General features: G+C 64.6%; 19 protein-coding genes. 14 read left to right on the forward strand and 5 right to left on the reverse strand.

Annotation, left to right across the window (positions count from 1 at the left end; translation table 11 throughout):
* Positions 1–5: 5 nt before the first annotated feature.
* Genes NCT32_RS27940 through NCT32_RS27955 form a run of 4 tightly spaced genes read left to right on the forward strand, consistent with a single transcriptional unit; the run spans position 6 to position 3,947 of the window.
* Complete coding sequence (locus NCT32_RS27940; protein WP_061120877.1) at positions 6–314, forward strand: (2Fe-2S)-binding protein; 309 nt, start codon at positions 6–8, stop codon at positions 312–314.
* Positions 311–1,735, forward strand: a complete 1,425-nt coding sequence (locus NCT32_RS27945) for an NAD(P)/FAD-dependent oxidoreductase (protein WP_250490716.1) — start codon at positions 311–313, stop codon at positions 1,733–1,735. Before NCT32_RS27940 ends, NCT32_RS27945 begins: the two co-directional genes overlap by 4 nt.
* On the forward strand, positions 1,728–2,867 hold the full coding sequence (locus NCT32_RS27950; protein WP_061120875.1) for an FAD-binding oxidoreductase: 1,140 nt from the start codon (positions 1,728–1,730) through the stop codon (positions 2,865–2,867). Before NCT32_RS27945 ends, NCT32_RS27950 begins: the two co-directional genes overlap by 8 nt.
* A 33-nt stretch (positions 2,868–2,900) precedes the next feature.
* Complete coding sequence (locus tag NCT32_RS27955) at positions 2,901–3,947, forward strand: ABC transporter substrate-binding protein (RefSeq protein WP_061120874.1); 1,047 nt, start codon at positions 2,901–2,903, stop codon at positions 3,945–3,947.
* A gap of 3 nt (positions 3,948–3,950) precedes the next feature.
* Here NCT32_RS27955 and NCT32_RS27960 read toward each other — a convergent pair whose 3' ends face one another.
* A complete protein-coding gene (locus NCT32_RS27960) occupies positions 3,951–5,987 on the reverse strand; it encodes an NADH:flavin oxidoreductase (RefSeq protein ID WP_061120873.1) in 2,037 nt (678 codons plus the stop codon).
* Positions 5,988–6,120: 133 nt separating this feature from the next.
* Here NCT32_RS27960 and NCT32_RS27965 point away from each other — a divergent pair, with 133 nt between their 5' ends.
* The gene (locus tag NCT32_RS27965; protein ID WP_061120928.1) at positions 6,121–6,744 is read left to right on the forward strand and encodes a TetR/AcrR family transcriptional regulator; all 624 of its coding nucleotides are present in this window, start codon (positions 6,121–6,123) and stop codon (positions 6,742–6,744) included.
* Between the two features lie 17 nt (positions 6,745–6,761).
* Here the strand turns inward: NCT32_RS27965 and NCT32_RS27970 are convergent, their stop codons facing one another.
* Complete coding sequence (locus NCT32_RS27970; protein WP_250490717.1) at positions 6,762–7,526, reverse strand: NAD(P)-binding domain-containing protein; 765 nt, start codon at positions 7,524–7,526, stop codon at positions 6,762–6,764.
* 273 nt (positions 7,527–7,799) lie between these two features.
* Here NCT32_RS27970 and NCT32_RS27975 point away from each other — a divergent pair, with 273 nt between their 5' ends.
* On the forward strand, positions 7,800–8,042 hold the full coding sequence (locus NCT32_RS27975) for a hypothetical protein (RefSeq protein ID WP_250490718.1): 243 nt from the start codon (positions 7,800–7,802) through the stop codon (positions 8,040–8,042).
* A gap of 29 nt (positions 8,043–8,071) precedes the next feature.
* Here the strand turns inward: NCT32_RS27975 and NCT32_RS27980 are convergent, their stop codons facing one another.
* Positions 8,072–8,404, reverse strand: a complete 333-nt coding sequence (locus NCT32_RS27980) for a cupin domain-containing protein (protein ID WP_061120871.1) — start codon at positions 8,402–8,404, stop codon at positions 8,072–8,074.
* Positions 8,405–8,482: 78 nt separating this feature from the next.
* Positions 8,483–9,361: a LysR substrate-binding domain-containing protein gene (locus NCT32_RS27985; RefSeq protein WP_250490719.1), complete on the reverse strand. Its 879-nt coding sequence runs from the start codon at positions 9,359–9,361 to the stop codon at positions 8,483–8,485.
* Positions 9,362–9,456: 95 nt separating this feature from the next.
* Here NCT32_RS27985 and NCT32_RS27990 point away from each other — a divergent pair, with 95 nt between their 5' ends.
* The 8 genes from NCT32_RS27990 (at position 9,457) to NCT32_RS28025 (ending at position 18,263) form a co-directional block, all read left to right on the forward strand.
* Positions 9,457–10,656: a YbfB/YjiJ family MFS transporter gene (locus NCT32_RS27990; RefSeq protein ID WP_250490720.1), complete on the forward strand. Its 1,200-nt coding sequence runs from the start codon at positions 9,457–9,459 to the stop codon at positions 10,654–10,656.
* Positions 10,657–10,731: 75 nt separating this feature from the next.
* On the forward strand, positions 10,732–11,604 hold the full coding sequence (locus NCT32_RS27995) for a GNAT family N-acetyltransferase (RefSeq protein WP_250490721.1): 873 nt from the start codon (positions 10,732–10,734) through the stop codon (positions 11,602–11,604).
* Positions 11,605–11,609: 5 nt separating this feature from the next.
* The gene (locus tag NCT32_RS28000) at positions 11,610–12,536 is read left to right on the forward strand and encodes a glyoxylate/hydroxypyruvate reductase A (protein WP_250490722.1); all 927 of its coding nucleotides are present in this window, start codon (positions 11,610–11,612) and stop codon (positions 12,534–12,536) included.
* A 163-nt stretch (positions 12,537–12,699) separates the two neighbouring features.
* Positions 12,700–14,109, forward strand: coding sequence for an aspartate aminotransferase family protein (locus NCT32_RS28005; protein WP_250490723.1), 1,410 nt, complete (start codon positions 12,700–12,702; stop codon positions 14,107–14,109).
* 43 nt (positions 14,110–14,152) lie between these two features.
* Positions 14,153–14,650, forward strand: a complete 498-nt coding sequence (locus tag NCT32_RS28010; protein ID WP_061120865.1) for an Lrp/AsnC family transcriptional regulator — start codon at positions 14,153–14,155, stop codon at positions 14,648–14,650.
* Positions 14,651–14,742: 92 nt separating this feature from the next.
* Positions 14,743–15,807: a tartrate dehydrogenase gene (locus NCT32_RS28015; protein WP_250490724.1), complete on the forward strand. Its 1,065-nt coding sequence runs from the start codon at positions 14,743–14,745 to the stop codon at positions 15,805–15,807.
* 18 nt (positions 15,808–15,825) lie between these two features.
* Positions 15,826–17,298 carry an NAD-dependent succinate-semialdehyde dehydrogenase gene (locus NCT32_RS28020; RefSeq protein WP_250490725.1) on the forward strand — a complete coding sequence of 491 codons (1,473 nt, stop codon included), beginning with the start codon at positions 15,826–15,828 and terminating at the stop codon, positions 17,296–17,298.
* Complete coding sequence (locus NCT32_RS28025) at positions 17,295–18,263, forward strand: succinylglutamate desuccinylase/aspartoacylase family protein (protein WP_061120862.1); 969 nt, start codon at positions 17,295–17,297, stop codon at positions 18,261–18,263. Before NCT32_RS28020 ends, NCT32_RS28025 begins: the two co-directional genes overlap by 4 nt.
* 66 nt (positions 18,264–18,329) lie before the next feature.
* Here the strand turns inward: NCT32_RS28025 and NCT32_RS28030 are convergent.
* Positions 18,330–18,525 (reverse strand): aldehyde dehydrogenase family protein (locus NCT32_RS28030; protein ID WP_250490726.1); only part of this gene is annotated, 196 nt, incomplete at its 5' end.

Raw genomic sequence — 18,525 nt, forward strand, 5'->3', positions numbered from 1 at the left:
CACTCATGAGCACCGTAACGATTCATCATGCGCCGCAATTCGTCCGTCTCGATGAGACCCATCGCGCGCGCATTCCCTTCGTTCTCGATGGCGTGCCGGCCGAAGCGCTCGCGGGCGATACGCTCCTGACCGCCATCCTCATGCGGCAACGACACGTGCGGCATAGCGAATTCAGCGGCAAGCCGCGCGCGGGCTTCTGCCTGATCGGCGCGTGCCAGGATTGCTGGGTGCGCGGCGAAGACGGCAAGCGCATGCGCGCATGCTCGACGCGCGTGGAGGCGGGCATGCGTGTCGTCACGGAGGATGTTCGATGAGCGGCGCGCATCGTGTGGTGATCGTCGGCGCGGGGCCGGCGGGCATTCGCGCGGCAGAGACGCTCGTCGCGGCGAGCGTGCGGCCGGTCGTCATCGATGAAAACGCGCGCTGGGGCGGCCAGATCTATCGACAGCCGCCCGCCGGCGCCGGCTTCAAGCGCAGTGCAGCGACGCTCTATGGCTTCGAGGCGAAGAAAGCCGAAGCCGTGCACGACGCGATGGCGAAGCTGCTGCCGAAGATCGACTATCGTCCCGACACGCTCGCGTGGGCGTGCGAACAGAACCGCCTCGACACCCTTCACGCGGGCCGCGAGACGAGCGTGCCGTTCACGCATCTGATCATCGCGAGCGGCGCGACGGATCGCATCGTGCCGCTGCCCGGCTGGACGCTCGCGGGGGTATTCACGCTCGGCGGCGCGCAGGTCGCATTGAAGGCGCAAGGCTGCGCGATCGGATCGCGCGTCGTGTTCGCGGGCACCGGACCGCTGTTGTATCTCGTCGCCTATCAATACGCGAAGGCGGGCGCGCGGGTCGCGGCCGTGCTCGATACGAGCCCGCTCGCGCGTCAGGCCGCCGCCGCGCCGCGCATGCTGAGCCAGCCGTCGATGTTCGCCAAGGGCGTGTATTACGTCGGATGGCTGCAGGCGCACGGCGTGCGTATCGAACGCGGCGTGACGCTCGATCGCATCGATGGCGACGATGCCGTGCGCGGCATCCGCTGGCGCACGCGTCGCGGCGAGCCACGCTCGCTCGACTGCGATGCCGTCGGCATGGGCTTCGGCCTTCGCCCCGAAACGCAGCTCGCGGATCTCGCCGGATGCCGCTTTCGCTTCGACCCGCTCAATCGCTGCTGGCTCCCCGAGCGCGACGCGGCGGGCCGCAGCTCGGCGCGCAACGTCTATCTCGCCGGCGACGGCGCGGGCATCGCCGGTGCGGACGCCGCCGAGCCCGCGGGACGGCGCGCCGCACTCGCGCTGATCGAAGACATCGGCATCGTGACGCACCGAAGCGCGCAGCCCGATGCCACGAAACTCGAACGCGAACTCGCACGCATCGCCGTTTTCCGCGCGGGCATCGAGCATGCATTCGCGCCGCCCGTGAACGCCGCGCAGCACTGGCCCGACGACATGACCGTGTGCCGCTGCGAGGACGTCACCGCGGGCACGATGCGCGCGTGCATCCGCAGCGGGCTCGCCACGGAAGTCAACCGGTTGAAGTCGCTGACGCGCATCGGCATGGGCCGCTGTCAGGGCCGCATGTGCGGCGAATCCGCGATCGCCCTGCTTGCCGCCGAAACCGGCAAGCCGCTCGCCGATGTCGGCCGTCTGCGCAGCCAGGCGCCCATCAAGCCCATCCCGATCACACCGATGCTCTACGACGACGGCGTGCACGTGCAGCCCGAGGAAGCCCACGATGAATGACACGCGTGCGGGTGTGAGTCATTTCGATGTGGTGATCGCGGGCGGCGGGCTCGTCGGCTCGTCGACGGCACTCGCGCTCGCGAAATCGGGCATGCGCGTCGCGCTGATCGAACGGCGCTTCTGCGGCGCGCAGGCGAGCGGCGTGAACTACGGCGGCGTGCGCACGCAGGGACGCACGGCGGAACAGCTGCCGCTCGCCGTGCGCGCGCGGCGCGTCTATGGCCGCTTGCCGGAGCTGATCGGCATCGACGGCGAGATGGTCGTGTCGGGTCATCTGCGTCTCGCGCGGCGCGAAGCCGATCTCGACGTGCTCGATCGATGGTCCGCGATGGCGCGCGAACACGGCGTCGAATCGCACGTGATGAGCGGCCCGGCGTTTCGCCAGCGCTATCCGTGGCTCGGTCCTGCGGCGATCGGCGGCTCGCTCTGCCCGAGCGACGGCCACGCGAATCCGCGTCTCGTCTCGCCGGGTTTTGCGCATGCCGCCCGGCGCGCGGGCGCCGACGTGCGCGAGCAGACCGAGCTGTCCGACATCACCTTCGACGGCACGCGCTTCCAGATGCGCGCGGGCCGCGAGCGCATCAGTTCGGACTGGCTCGTCAACAGCGCGGGCGCGTGGGCGAACCGCATCGCGGGGAGCTTCGGCGAAAGCGCGCCGATGAAGCCCATCTACCCGAACATGTGGGTAACCGAGCCGCTGCCGCTTTTCATCGGGCACAGTCTCGGCGTGGTCGGTGGCGGCATCTATGCGCGTCAGGTGGAGCGCGGCAACTGCGTGATCGGCGGCGGGCGCGGACATGGCGACGGCGAGTACGCGCAGCCATCGACGGCCACGACGCGCGCCGTGATGCGCGACGCGTGCGCGCTCTTGCCCGCCCTGCGCGATGCGCTCCTGATCCGCACATGGAGCGGCGTGGAAGGCGAAACACCGGACGGCAATCCGATCATCGGGTTAAGCCGCACCACGCCGCGCCTTCTGCATGCGTTCGGTTTTTCGGGCGGCGGCTTCCTGCTCGCGCCCGGCGTCGGCGAAGTGCTCGCCGAACTGGTTACGCAGGGCGAGACCAGCACGCCGATCGACGCGTTCTCGATCGGACGGTTCAGTTCGATGCCTCTATCCGTCACTCATTAGCCACTCACTCAGCCAGAACAAGGAAAACTCACGATGAAGCTGCCCCGCACACTCGTTTCGATTGCCGCGCTCGTCGCGCTCGGCGTTGCGCCGTCCGCCTGGTCCCAGAGCAAGACGATCTATATCGGCATGAACGGCGGACCGATGGAAAAGGCCTATACGAGTCAGGTTCTGCCCGAGTTCGAGAAAGCCAACAACGTGAAGGTCGTCGTGGTGCCGGGCACATCCTCGGACGTGCTCGCGAAGCTGCTCGCGAACCGCAACAGCCCGCAAATCCACGTCGCGTTCCTCGATGACGGCGTGATGGCGCGCGCCGTCAGCATGGGCGTGTGCCAGAAGCTCGACGATTCGCCCGTGCTGAAGGAGCTCTATCCGTTCGCGCGCCTGAAGGACGACATGGGCGCGGGCGTGCAGCTCGGCATGACCGGCATCGGCTACAACACGAAGCTCTTCAAGGAAAAAGGCTGGGCGCCGCCGACCTCGTGGATGGATTTCGCCGATCCGAAGTACAAGGGCAAGGTGGTGTTCCAGTCGGCCTCGAGCAGCACGTTCGGCCTGCATGGCTTCCTTGCGATCAACCGCATCCTCGGCGGCAGCGAGAAGAACGTCGAGCCGGGCTTTTCCAAATGGGCGACGACAGTCGGCCCGAACGTCGTCGAATACATTCCGAACTCGGCGAAGCTCTCGGAGATGATCACGACGGGCGAAGCCGGCCTCTTTCCGCTCACGCCGACCGCCATCGGCGATCTGAAGGACAAGGGTCTACCGGTCGCGTATGTCGCGCCGAAGGAAGGCGCGGTGCTGCTGCTCGTCGATGTATGCGTCGTGAAGAACAATCCGGATCCGGCGCTCGCGCAGAAGCTTGCGCAATTCCTCCTCTCGGCGCCCGCGCAGACGAAGGCGGCCGAAGCCGGCAAGCAGATTCCCACCAACACGCAGGCGAAGATGACGCCGGAGATGGAGAAGAATCTCGGCGACCTGAACGCACTCGTGAAGAAAGTGACCGTGGTGGACTGGGACACGATCAACGCGAATCGCGCGCAGTGGGATCAGCGCTGGAATCAGCAGATCGAGAAGTAACGCTTAAAGATCCTTCACCAGACGAAGCGCATCGTAGATGGCGGCGTGCGTGTTGCGCGCCGACACCGCGTCGCCGATCCTGAAGAGCTGGAAGCGCCCTTCGGGATTCGTCTGCGCGCTTTGCGGCTTGCCGTCGATGAGCGCCTCGTAGTTCACCGAGCCGCGATTCTTCGAAAGCGGCTTGAGTTCGAAATACAGTTCGTCCATCGGAATCGTGCCGTGATTGACGACGATCTGATCGTGGCGCTGCTCCTTCTTCACACCGCCGTAGTCGCTGCCGATCGTCGCCACCAGTTCGCTGCCTTCGCGGCGAACGGACTCGAGGCGAAACGTCACCGTGAAGGTCGTCGCGAGTTTTTGCAGCGAGCGCATATAGGGCACGAGATTCATGCTCATGACTTCGGGCGAGAAAGAGCGGTCGGGCGTCATCACTTCCACCTTGCCGCCGGCCTGTGCAATCGTTTCGGCCGCCTGAAGCGCGGCGTGATCGCCGGCATCGTCGAAGATCAGGACATTCGCGCCGGGTTTCACATCGCCGGAAATGATGTCCCACGAAGAGACGACATGCTCGTTCCCTTCGCTGCAGACCTCCGTGTGCGGCATGCCGCCGGTCGCGACGATCACCACATCCGGATTTTCCGCCAGCACCGTTTCGTTGTCGGCCCACGTATTGAACCTGAACCGGACGCCGAGCCTTTCGCACTGCGCCATGCGCCAGTCGATGATGCCCATCATCTCCTTGCGGCGAACGTTTTGCGCGGTGAGGCGAATCTGGCCGCCGGGATCGTTCATCGCTTCCAGCACGACGACGTCGTGCCCGCGCTCGCCCGCGACGCGCGCAGCTTCAAGACCCGCGGGCCCCGCACCCACGATGACGATCCTGCGCTTCGTCGCGGCGGGTTCGATCGTGTGCGGCATCTCCAGTTCGCGGCCCGTCGCGGCGTTGTGGATGCACAGCGCCATGCCGCCCTGATAGATGCGATCCAGACAATAGTTCGCGCCCACGCAGGGCCGGATATCGTCTTCCCTGCGCTCGATGATCTTGCGCACGATATGCGGATCGGTCATATGCGCGCGCGTCATGCCGACCATGTCGATCTTGCCCGACTCGATCGCATGGCGCGCCGTCGCGACGTCCTGAATGCGCGCCGCATGAAACGTGGGAAAGTCCGTCGCTTGCCGGATCTCGCCCGCGAAGTCGAGATGCGGAGCGCTCTTCATCCCCATGATGGGAATGACGTCGGTGAGCCCGGCATCGGTTTCCAGATGCCCGCGGACGACATTCAGGAAATCGACGAGGCCGCTGTTCTTGAGGCGCTTCGAAATCTCGATGCCTTCTTCTTTCGTGATGCCGCCCGGGAGCATCTCATCGGCCGTATAACGGATGCCGACGAGAAAGCGCTCGCCGACGCGCTCACGCATCGCGCGCAGCACGTCGAACGTGAAGCGCATGCGGTTCTCAAGCGAACCGCCATACGGACCTTCGAGCGTATTCGTCAGAGGCGACCAGAACTGGTCCATCAAGTGACCATAGGATTCGATTTCCAGCCCGTCGAGGCCGGCGGCCTTCATGCGCTCCGCCGCATCCGCGAAGTCCCGGACGATGCGCTCGATATCCCAGTCCTCCAGCTTCTTCGGGAAAGCCCGGTGCGCGGGCTCGCGACTGTGCGACGGCGAGACGGCAGGCAACCAGTCGCCCTTGTCCCAGCGCGTGCGGCGGCCGAGATGGGTCAACTGGATCATCACCTTCGCGCCGTGCTCGTGGCACTCGTCGACGAGGTCCTTCATCCACGGCACGACTTCGTCCTTGTACGCGAGGATGTTGTTGAAGACCGGCGGGCTGTCCTTCGATACCGCCGCGGAGCCCGCCGTCATCGTCAATGCAATGCCGGCCTTCGCGCGCTCGACGTGGTAGGCGCGATAGCGCTCCTTCGGCATCCCATCCTCGGCGTAGGCCGGTTCATGCGACGTCGTCATGATCCGGTTTCGAAAAGTGAGGTGTTTCAGCGTGTAAGGCTGCAGCAGCGGGTCCGTGGACATGGATGCCTCATCGAAGCGAGTGGGAACGAAACGCCTGTCGTGGTGAAGAGTAGAACCACTGTACACATGTGTCAAGTAGGGAGACAATGGTGTACATTGACTGTGACGCATGATCGACCAGGGAAAAAACGAAATGGACGAGACGCTCGACGTGGTGCGCGGCTCCGCCGAAATGTGGCTGGATGCGGCGTATGAAGGCCTCCTCGAAGGAGGCGTGGATGCGGTGCGCATCCTGCCGCTTGCAAAAAAGCTGAATCTTTCGCGAACCAGCTTCTACTGGTTCTTCAAGGATCGCGAGGAACTGCTCGCCGCACTGCTCGACCGATGGAAACAGAAGAACACAGGCAACTGGATCGAACGAACGGAAGCGTATGCGGACAGTGTGTGCGAAGCGATGCTGAACGTATTCGACTGCTGGTTCGACGACACTATTTTCGACTCGCGATTCGAGGCCGCTATACGCAACTGGGCGCAGCAATCGCCGGAAATTGCGGCGCAGATGGCGCAGGACGATGCGCAACGCATTGCGGCGCTCACTGCCCTGTTCGAGCGATTCGACTATGCGCCGCGCTCAGCCGATGTCCGCGCGCGCGTGGCTTATTTCACGCAGGCCGGCTATGTCTCGACGAAACCCGACGAAGACATGTCGGTCCGCATGATGCGCATTCCGGAGTACGTCGAAGTCTTCACGGGCGTACGGCCGAAAAAGCACGAGCTTCAGCGCTTCTACGCGCGGCGCAACTTCGAGTTCGAGTGAGCGATCGCGCCCGCGGGTTACTTCGCGGTCAACTGATCGAACACATGCTCGCATGCGGCTTTCCACGCCGCGTTGCCGCCGAGCTTTTCCAGCACCTCCAGTCCTTGCGCCGTATAGGTGCCCGCCGTCGCGATGGATGAACCGATTTCGCCGATTCCCGACGATGCTTTGTATCGCGAGTAAGCAACGCAGTCTTCAACGCCACTGAGCACGAGCTGTCTTGCATCGTCGGGTGTGAAGCCCTTCTGAACGAACCATTGCTGCAGATCGTGAAGCAGAAAATAGAACCATCCGTTCATGCATGCGCCCACCGTGGCAAGCTCGAATTCGCGTTCAGTCGAGAGAAGCACCGGATTTCCCAGCGCAGCGAGCAATGGCGCCATCGCTGAGCTTGCGGGATAGACCGCGACCGTCGAGCGATTGATCTCGGCAGCAAGAGACAACATGGCGCGGGTGCATTCCCGGGCGCCGAACATACGCTGCAAATCGCCGACGGGCACGCCGCTGACGACGGAAACGAGCGGGATGCTCGGCTTCAGCGTGATCTCCTGCGCGAGCTCGTCGAGTTGCCCCGGACGAACGCCGATCAGAATGACATCAGCGGCATCCGCGACTTCCTGGTTATCGCGCATCAACGCACAGCCGACATCCTTCGCGAGACTTTCCGCCCTCGTGCGGCTTCTGGGCGAAAGGATAAACGCCGTATCGGTGCCGCTACGATGCAATCCTCGAATCATCTTCTCGGTCAGATCGCCGACGCCGAGCACCCCGAGCTTCATCATGAGTTTCGCCACTCCTCGCTGGACCTGATTTGCCGAACTGGACAATCGTTCAGGCTGTGCGATGCGACTTGACGGGAGAAAGTCTGTCTCTCGCCGACAGCAAGCGATCGACCTGTTGCTCGCCAGCCGTCGCGTGACACGCTTGCGCGCTTAACCTGAACCCGCTCGACGCCTATGAACAGAGACTTTCGCACCCATTGGCACGCCGCGTGCAAATGAATGAGTGGCGAATTGCATGTCGCCATTCACTTCACTTTTGCCAGGAGACCCGCCATGACCACTCTGACCATCACCGATCTGCCTCGCGTCGACACGATCGACCGCCAAGCGATGTCCGCCGTGCGCGGCGGGATCGCGCATGTGACCCTGCCGGGCGGCGGCAACACGATTCCCGAGTTGCCGCCGTCGCTGCCGGCGTCGTGGCCCAGCGCCGCCGCGCTCTTGAAGGAACTGCACATTCCGGTGCCATTGCAGATTTCGCCGCAACCCGCGACGCAAGATCCTCGTCTGCTGTGAGCGCGGGTCGCATCACGCTCGACGCGCCTTCATCGTTCGTAATAGATCGCAAGCCATACGGTTTGCTCGTCGGCATGCGTCCACGCGACGCGATGCCGGCAATGCGGCTCGATCAGCACGTAGTCACCCGGATGCATGTCGTGCCGCGTCGAGTCCTCCTCGAACTCGAGCACGGCCGCGCCCGTCAGCAACACGACCCATTCGGCGCGCGAGTCGTCGTACCAGAAGCCTTCGGGACTCGCGTGTCCCATCGACACGATGCGCTCCACGTTCAGGCGCTGTCCCGTGACGAGCATGTCGATCCGCTCTTCGCTGCCGTGCTTTGCCTCGAAGCCGAACAGGTTACCCGTTTGCAGTTGCATGGATCGACCTCACGTCAACGTTCAGTTCGCTGATATCGATTATGTCCGAACTCGACTTCCATGCAACATCTCAAGCAGTCACGCGGCCACTCCGCCCACCAGCAGTTCGCGCATCGCGTCGAGCGCCGCCGAGAAATGCCCCTTGCGCCACACGAGCAGCGTATCCACACGACCGAGTTCGCCCATCGGATGCAGGTCCACTTCGCCATCCAGCCGCGCGAGCTCGAGCACCGAGCGCGGCGCCACCGCGACGCCCGCCCCTGCCGCCACGCACGCGACGATCGCGTGATACGAACCCAGCTCCAGCACCCGCGCGGGCCTGATACCCTGCTGCTCGTACCAGCGCATCGCGTATGAGCGGTAAGCGCAACCGCGCTCGAACGCCACGAGCGTCAGGCCCGCCGCCTCGCGCGCCATCGTCACCGGATGCTGTCCGCGCGGCGTGATCAGCGCCAGCTCTTCCTCGAACACCGGCACGGACTCGAACTGCTCGGCGGCAAGCGCGTCGGGCTCGATGGGACGCGCCATCACAGCCGCGTCCACTTCGAAGGTGCGCACGCTCTCGATGAGCGCGCGGGTCACGCCCGTCGCCAGTTCGAGCGTGACCTGCGGCCAGCGCTGGTGGTAGGCGGCCAGCACGCGCGGCAGGCGGCTCGCGGCCGTGCTTTCCATCGTCCCGAGCCGCAGACGGCCTTGCGGACGATTCTCGCTGACCGCGTGCCGCGCTTCCTCGGCGAGCGCGAGCAGACGTTCCGCGTAAGGCAGCAAGGTCTCGCCGGCCGGCGTCAGCACGAGACGCCGGCCATCGCGGATGAAAAGATCCGTGCCGAGCGTCTCTTCCAACTGACGGATGCGCGTCGTGACATTCGACTGCACACGATTGAGCTTCGCCGCTGCCCGCGTCACGCCGTTCTCGCGCACGACCGCCCGGAAAATCGTCAATGCCGACAGATCCATGATCTTTCCAGAAGATTGGTTGTATCTCGATTATTCATTTTTCAAGATACTACGATCAAGCTAGGATGGGTGCATTACCGCTTCGCCTATCGACTATGGCATCGCCCGCTCAAGCATCGTCGTTGCCCGCTCATCACGCGCGATATGCCGCGCTCGCGTGCGCCGTCGTGCTCGCGGTGGCGCTCGGCGTCGGGCGATTCGCCTTCACGCCGCTGCTTCCGCTGATGCTCAAAAGCGGCGCGCTCGATATCCGTCACGGCGGCTGGCTCGCATCGGCCAACTACGCCGGCTATCTGATCGGCGCGTTGTCGTGCGCGGCGATCCGCATCGATCACGCGCGCATGGTGCGCCTCGCGCTCGCGTGGACCATCGTGCTGACGCTCGCGATGGGCCTCGTCCATCTCTTCTGGCTGTGGGCCGCGATACGGTTCGCGGCGGGCGTCGTCAGCGCGTGGGCATTCGTGTTCGCGTCGCAATGGGGCTTGCGGCGGCTCGCCGAGCTCGACGCGCACGGCCTCGGCGGCGTGATCTATGCGGGCCCCGGCGTCGGCATCGTGGCGACCGGTTTGCTCGGTGCGGCGGCCGCGGCGTTCGGCGTGCCGGCGCCGTGGGTATGGATCGGCTTCGCGGTCTGTTCGTGCGTGGCGGGCGCGCTCGTATGGAGGACGCTCGCGCATCGGGCACCGGCGTCGCGCGAGCGCGCGCATGCCGCCGATCGCGTGGCGCTCGCATCGTCGCGCGCCGATTCGATCGGGCTCGTCGGGCTCTACAGCCTCGCGGGTTTCGGCTACATCATCACCGCGACCTTTCTTCCTGTCATCGCGCGACAGGCGTTGCCGGGCTCGCCGTGGCCCGACCTGTTCTGGCCCGCGTTCGGCTTCGCGCTGATCGCCGGCGCGCTGATCGCCGCGCGGCTGCCGCTGTCGTGGGATAACCGGCTGCTGTCGGCGGCGTGCTATCTCATTCAGGCGCTCGGCATCTTGCTGGGCATCGTGTTTCCGAGCGCGCTCGGCTTCGGTATCGGCAGTGCGCTGCTCGGCTTGCCCTTCACCGCGATCACCTTGTTCGCGATGCGCGAGGCGCGCCGGCTGCGCGGTGAAGCCGCGGCGGGCCTGATGGGATACGCGACCGCCGCATACGGGCTCGGACAAATCGCCGGACCGCTCGTCGCGGCGCCGATCGCGGCGCACACGGGCTCCTTCTCCATCGCGTTATGGATTGCGGCGGCGGCGCTTGGACTCGGCGCGGCCGGACTCGCATGGCTCGGGATGCGAGGGCGCACGACGACCACCTGACGCAGCAGGATCGTCCTATCAGTGTGCCGGCGCCGCATGTCAAAGTGACAGGCATCCTCATACGTGGAGCATGCCGTGTCCGCCGCTGAAACATCCGCTCTTCTCTATCGCCCCTTCACCGCCGATGACATCGCCGCGGCGCATGCGCTCTCGGTGGAAGTCAAATGGCCGCATCGCGCCGATGACTGGCGCTTCGTGCTCGACGCCGGCGCGGGTTTCATCGCGCAGGACGGCGAGCGCGTGGTCGGCACCGCGCTGTGCTGGAAGTATGGCGACGACGGCGGATCGCTCGGCATGGTGATCGTCGCGCCGGATTGCCAGGGCAAGGGCATCGGCCGCAAGTTGATGGAACTGCTGCTCGAAGCGCTCGGCAAGCGCATCACCGTGCTGCATGCCACGCCCGCGGGCGAGCCGCTTTACGCCAAGCTCGGGTTCAGGCGCATCGGCGCGATTCATCAGCATCAATCCGCCGATTTCGACGTGCCTGAAATCGACTTGCCGCCGGGCGAGCGGATGCGCGCGATCGAGCCGGGCGATACGCGCGCCATTGCCGATCTCGCATCGCGCGCGAGCGGACTCGACCGAAGCGCGCTTTTGCCTGCGTTGCTGAACGTCGCACGAGGCGTCGTGCTCGAACGCGACGGCGAAATGCTCGGCTTCTCGCTCATCCGCGAGTTCGGGCGCGGTCATGCGATCGGCCCGGTGGTTGCAGTCACCGCCGATCAGCAGCACGCGCGACGCGCGCGGGCGCTCATCGCCCATGCGCTCGCTTCCCGCGAAGGCACGTTCACGCGCATCGACACGCCGGATGAAAGCGGTCTGTCGGACTGGCTCGAAGGCATCGGGCTCGAGCGCGTGGATACGGTCATCAAGATGGCGCGCAACGGCACGCCGCCGCACGATGCATCCGTCGCGCAATTCGCGATCATCAATCAGGCGTTGTGCTGACAGCGATGACGATCCTCTATAAAGCCGATCCCGAACGCGGCCGGCAATGGGCGCAGCATTTCGCGCAACAAGCGCCGGACGTAGCCTTCCGCGTGTGGCCCGATATCGGCGATCCCGCCGCCGTGCGCTATCTCGCTGCATGGCAGCCGCCCGCCGATGTCATGCAGACGTTCCCCAATCTCGACGTGATTTTCTCGGTCGGCGCGGGCATCGATCAATTCGATCTGTCGGGCGTGCCGCCGCATGTCGCGGTCGTGCGGATGACCGAGCCGGGCATCGTCGAAGGCATGGTCGAATATGTGACGCAGGCGGTGCTGACCATTCATCGCGATCTCTTCGATTACGCCGCGCAGCAACGCGAGCACGTATGGCGCGAGATGCCCGTGCGCGCGGCGTCGACGCGGCGCGTCGGCGTGCTCGGCCTCGGCATGCTCGGCACCGCGGTGCTGAAAACGCTGCGTCTTTTCGGCTTCGACTGCGCGGGCTGGAGCCGTTCGCCGCATGAGATAGAAGGCGTCGAATGTCATGCGGGCATCGAATCGCTCGATGCGTTCCTCGCCCGCACCGATATCCTCGTGTGCCTGCTGCCGCTCACGGAGGCGACGCGCGGCCTCATCGGCAAACACGTGTTCGAGACGCTGCCGAAAGGCGCGTCGTTCATCAACGTCGGGCGCGGCCCGCACGTGATTCAGCAGGATTTGCTCGATGCGCTCGACAGCGGCCATCTCCATGCCGCGATTCTCGATGTCACCGATCCCGAGCCCTTGCCGCCGACGCATCCGTTCTGGACGCATCCGCGCGTGCGCCTGACGCCGCATATCGCAAGCGCGACGCGGCCCGAAAGCGCCGTCGACGTGGTGCTGGAGAACCTGCGACGCCATCGCGCGGGCGAGCGCATGATCGGCGAAATCGACCGCACGCGCGGCTACTGAGTCCGTCGCCGGGGGCGCGCAGCACAAAATGCTGCGCGCCCCTGAAAAACGCCGCGAATTTGCTTTTTTGCGATTTTTTTGGCGATGCGCGCGATACGGCTCTGCCGATAGTATGAAGCGGTCAAGAGCCATTCCGCCCCCTTCGCGAAAAGAGAGCCGCATCATGTCGATCAAGTCGCTTGTCGAGTCCGACCGCCAGCATCTGATTCATCCCGTCGTCAGCTATCGCGCGCATGAGGCGCGCGGCGTGACCGTGCTCGATTCCGCCGATGGCGTATTCCTGCGCGATATCGAAGGCAAACAGCTGCTCGACGCCTTCTCCGGCCTGTGGTGCGTGAATACGGGTTACGGGCACGCGAGCATCGTCGAGGCCGCTGCGAAGCAGATGGCGAAACTGCCCTACGCCACGGGCTATTTCCACTTCGGCTCCGAACCCGCGATCGAACTGGCCGCAAAGCTCGTCGAACTCGCGCCCGCGTCGCTGCAACATGTGTACTTCACGCTCGGCGGCTCGGATGCCGTCGATTCCGCGCTGCGCTTCATCACGCACTACTACAACGCAACGGGCCGTCCGTCGAAGAAGCATTGCATCGCGCTGCAACGCGGTTATCACGGTTCGTCGTCGATCGGCGCCGGACTGACCGCGTTGCCCGCGTTTCATCGCAACTTCGATCTGCCGCTGCCCAATCAGCATCACATTCCTTCGCCGTATGCGTATCGCAATGATTACGCCGATGACGCCGCGCTCATCGCGGCATCCGTGCAGGCGCTCGAAGCGAAGGTCGCGGAGCTGGGCGCGGACAACGTGGCTGCATTTTTCTGCGAGCCGATTCAAGGCTCGGGGGGCGTGATCGTGCCGCCGGCGGGCTGGCTGAAAGCGATGCGCGATGCGTGCCGCAAGCTCGGTATCCTCTTCGTCGCCGATGAAGTGATCACCGGCTTCGGCCGCACCGGTCCGCTCTTCGCGTGCCAGGGAGAAGGCGTCGAGCCGGACCTGATGACGGTCGCGAAGGGCTTGACCGCGGGCTATGCGCCGATGGGCGCGGTCCTCATGTCCGATGCGGTCTATCGCGGCATCGCCGATGGCGCCGATGCGTCCGCGGTCATCGGACATGGCCACACGTACTCCGCGCATCCGGTGAGCGCGGCGATCGGGCTCGAAGTGATGCGGCTCTATCATGAAGGCGGCTTGCTCGCGAACGGCCACGCGCAGGCGCCGCGATTCGCGCAAGGACTCGACGCGTTGCTCGATCATCCGCTCGTCGGCGATTCGCGTCATCGCGGCTTGCTCGGCGCGCTCGAACTCGTCGCCGACAAGGACAGCAAGCGCGGCTTCGATGTATCGCTCAAGCTGCCGGACCGCATCGCCGCCGCGGCCTATGGCAACGGCCTCGTGTTTCGCGCGTTCGGCGACAACATTCTCGGCTTCGCACCGGCGCTGTGCTACACGCAAGCGAACTTCGACATGCTGTTCGAGCGCCTCACGAAAACGCTCGATGACGTGCTCGCGCAAAGCGACGTGCGCGACGCGCTGAAAGGCGGACCGGGCTTCAGTTCCCGCGCGGCTGCGTGATAACATCGACCGACCGCCGACATGCGAGACCGAACCCGCCGCGATGAGCACCGACAGCAAGCTGGACCGAATCGATCTGCGTATCCTCTCGCAATTGCAGAAGCGCGGGCGCATCACGAACGTGGAGCTCGCCGATGCAGTCGGTCTTTCGCCCAGCCCTTGCCTGATTCGTGTGAAGCGGCTGGAGAAAGCGGGTTATATCGTCGGCTATGGCGCGCAGATTCAACTCGAAAAGCTTGGCGACGTGCAGGTGGTCTTCACCGAAGTCACGCTCGCCGATCATCGCCGCGAAGACTTCATCAACTTCGTGAATGCCGTGAAGGATGTCGACGAGATCGTCGAATGCCATCTTGCGAGCGGCGGTTACGACTATCTGCTCAAGTTCGTCACGCGCAGCGTGAGCCATTATCAGAGCATCATAGAAGGGCTGCTGGAACGTGGGATCGGCATCGAGAAGTACTTCAGCTACGTCATCATCAAGACGTCGTTCGTGAAGACGCACTACCCGCTCGAAACACTCTTCTCGCAGCATCATCATTGAGGCGCGCGCCTCATTCTTTCAGCATGAATGCACGCACGCGCGTTTTGCACGTGCGTGCTTTTATCGTCGATCATCTTCACGCGGAGTAGCACATGTCCAGCAAATATCGTATTGCCGTGATTCCGGGCGACGGCATCGGCAAGGAAGTGATGCCCGAAGCATTGCGCGCGCTCGATGCCGTGAGCGAGCGCTTCAATATCGAGCTGGAGTACCGGCATATCGAGTGGGCGAGTTGCGATTACTACGCGCAGCACGGCCAGATGATGCCCGATGACTGGAAGGCGCAACTGCAAGACGCCGATGCGATCCTGTTCGGCGCGGTCGGCTGGCCGGACACGGTGCCGGACCACATCTCGCTGTGGGGCTCGCTGCTGAAGTTCCGCCGCGAGTTCGATCAATACATCAACCTGCGCCCCGCGCGTCTTTTCGACGGCGTGCCCTCGCCGCTCGCGAATCGCAAGGCGGGCGACATCGACTTCATGATCGTGCGCGAAAACACCGAAGGCGAGTATTCGTCGGTCGGCGGCACGATGTTCGAAGGCACGGATCGCGAGTTTGTCTCGCAAACGTCGATCTTCACGCGCAAGGGCGCGGAGCGCGTATTGAAGTTCGCGTTCGATCTCGCGCAAAAGCGCGAGAAGACGCTGACGGTCGCCACCAAAAGCAACGGCATTTCGATCAGCATGCCGTGGTGGGACGCGCGCGCCGCCGAAATCGCCGCGCAGTATCCCGAGATCAAATGGGACAAGCAGCACATCGACATTCTGTGCGCGCGCTTCGTATTGAACCCCGATCGCTTCGATGTGGTCGTCGCGACGAATCTCTTCGGCGACATTCTTTCGGATCTCGGCCCGGCATGCACGGGCACGATCGGCATTGCGCCTTCGGCCAACATGAATCCGGAGCGCAACTTCCCTTCGCTGTTCGAGCCGGTGCACGGTTCCGCGCCGGATATCGCGGGCAAGAACATCGCCAATCCGGTCGCGATGATCTGGTCGGCCGCGATGATGCTCGACTTCCTCGGCGAACGCGGCGCGCACGACGCGATGCTCTCCGCCATCGAGACCGTGCTGAAGCAAGGACCGCATACCGGCGATCTGGGCGGCCGCGCGAACACCACGGAAGTGGGCAAGGCCATCGCGCATCTGATCGCCTGATCTTTTCCGGAGACCATCATGACGCAACGATACGAGTTGAGCGATCTGATTCGCGCCGACAATTTCATCGACGGAAAGTGGGTTCCCGCCGCGAGCGGCAAGCGCTTTGCCGTCACGGATCCCGCGACGGGCGAGGTCATCGCGCAAGTGGCCGACAGCGGCCCCGCCGATGCCCGTGCCGCCACCGATGCCGCCGCGCGCGCCTTTCCCGCCTGGCGCGACACGCTGCCGAAAGATCGCGCGGCCGTGCTGCATCGCTGGCATGCGCTGATCGTCGAAAACGCGGATGCGCTCGGGCGTCTGATCTCGCTCGAACAAGGCAAGCCGTTCGCGGAAGGCCGCGGCGAAGTGATGTACGGCGCGTCGTATGTCGCATGGTTCGCGGATGAAGCCACGCGCATCTACGGCGACATCATTCCGCAGCAGCAGCGCGGCAAGCGCATGAGCGCGGTGAAGGAGCCTGTCGGCGTCGTCGCTGCAATCACGCCGTGGAACTTCCCGCTCGCGATGATCGCGCGCAAGATCGCGCCCGCACTCGCGGCAGGCTGCACGGTCGTCGGCAAGCCCGCGGAAGACACGCCGCTCACGGCGCTCGCACTCGTGATGCTCGCGCATGAAGCCGGCGTGCCGGCGGGCGCGTTGAATCTGATCGGCGCATCGCGCGAGAACGCGCAGGACGCGGTCGCCGACTGGCTCGAAGATGGCCGCGTGCGCAAGATCACCTTCACGGGCTCGACGCCGGTGGGCAAGTATCTCGCGCGCGAATCGGCGGGCACGCTGAAGAAGCTGTCGCTGGAGCTCGGCGGCAATGCGCCCTTCATCGTATTCGACGACGCCGATCTCGATGCCGCCGTCGCGGGACTCATGGCATCGAAGTTCCGCAATGGCGGACAGACCTGCGTGTGCCCCAATCGCGTGTACGTCCAGTCGTCCGTGTACGACAAGTTCGCCGATCTGCTGGCAAAGCGCGTGGCCGCATTGAAGGTTGCACCCGCGACCGACCCCGACGCGCAGATCGGCCCGATGATCAACGCGCGCGCGGTCGACAAGATCGAACGTCACGTGAAAGACGCGCTCGAACGCGGCGCACGCGCGCTCACGGGCGGCAAACGTCTCGCCGAACTCGGCCCGAACTACTACGCCCCGACCGTGCTCGCCGGTGCCACGCCCGACATGCAACTGAGTTGCGAGGAAACCTTCGGCCCGGTCGTGCCGCTCTTCCGTTTCAACGACGAAGCCGAAGCGATCCGCGCCGCAAACGACACGCCGTTCGGCCTCGCAGCGTATTTCTACAGCCAGAACCTCAAGCGCATCGATCGCGTCTCGCGGCTGCTCGAAGCCGGCCTCGTCGGCATCAACGAAGGCGCGATTTCAAGCGAAGCCGCGCCGTTCGGCGGCGTGAAGGAATCGGGCTATGGACGCGAAGGCTCGAAGTACGGCCTCGACGATTACCTGTCGATCAAATATCTCTGCCAGGGCGGTCTCGAATGAACGCCTATCCGATCGAAATTACGTTCCCCGATATCAGCGCGCATGCAGCGGGCAACGCGGGCGTGCCGTACGTGCATACGTTCGACTCGGGCATCGACGGTCCGCATGTGATGATCAACGCCCTCACGCACGGCAACGAAGTGTGCGGCGCGATCGTCGTCGATGCCTTGCTGCGCGCTCGATTGAGACCGCGTCGCGGCAGGCTCACGCTTGCCTTCGCAAATGTCGAAGCATACGGGCGCTTCGACGCGAAGAAGCCTGATGCGTCGCGTTTCGTCGATCAGGATTTCAATCGCGTCTGGACCGCGCAAGCGCTCGACGACACCTCGCGCGATTCGAGCGAGCTGCGCCGTGCCCGCGCGATGCGGCCTGTCATCGACACCGTGGATCTGCTGCTCGATCTTCATTCGATGCATGAAAAGAGCAAGCCGCTGATCGTCGCGGGACCGCTCGACAAGGGCATCGAATTGTCGGCGCTGCTCGGCACGCCCGCGACCGTCATCTGCGACGAAGGCCATCCAGAAGGCCGGCGCATGCGCGATTACGAAGGCTTCGGCGATCCGTCGAGCGGCAAGAACGCGTTGCTGATCGAATGCGGACAGCATTGGGAAGCGGCTGCGGTGACAGTGGCGCGCGACGTGACCGCGCGTTTTCTGCTGCTCTCCGGCGTCATCGACAAGGAAGATGTGCCCGACGGCTGGATTCAGCCGTCACCACGAGAAATGCTCGTCGTGCGCGTGACGGAACCGGTCGTCGCGAAAAGCATGGACTTCCGTTTTGCGGGCGATTACACCGGCCTCGAAGTGTTTCACGAAGCGGGCAGCGTGATCGGATGGTCGGAGGGAGCCGCCGTCGCGACGCCCTATGACGATTGCATGCTCGTGATGCCTTCGTTGCGGCAGTTGCGTCCAGGCGTGACCGTCGTGCGGCTCGGCAAGATCGAACGGCGCATTCAATCTGCCTAGAAAAGGCACGCGGCCAGACCGGGACGCGGCGCATGGCATACGCGCCCCGGCAACGCACATGCGCGACTACGCCCCGTAACCGACGATCCCCTTTACTTCGAGAAACGCCTCCAGTCCCCACTCGCCGTATTCGCGCCCATTGCCCGACTGCTTGTAGCCACCGAACGGCGAGCCCGCATCCCAGGCCGGATAATTCACGTAGACGCTGCCCGCGCGCATTTTCATGGCCACGCGCCGCGCACGTTCCTGATCCTTCGACTGC

This window comes from Caballeronia sp. INML2 (genome assembly GCF_023631365.1).
Classification (GTDB): domain Bacteria; phylum Pseudomonadota; class Gammaproteobacteria; order Burkholderiales; family Burkholderiaceae; genus Caballeronia; species Caballeronia turbans.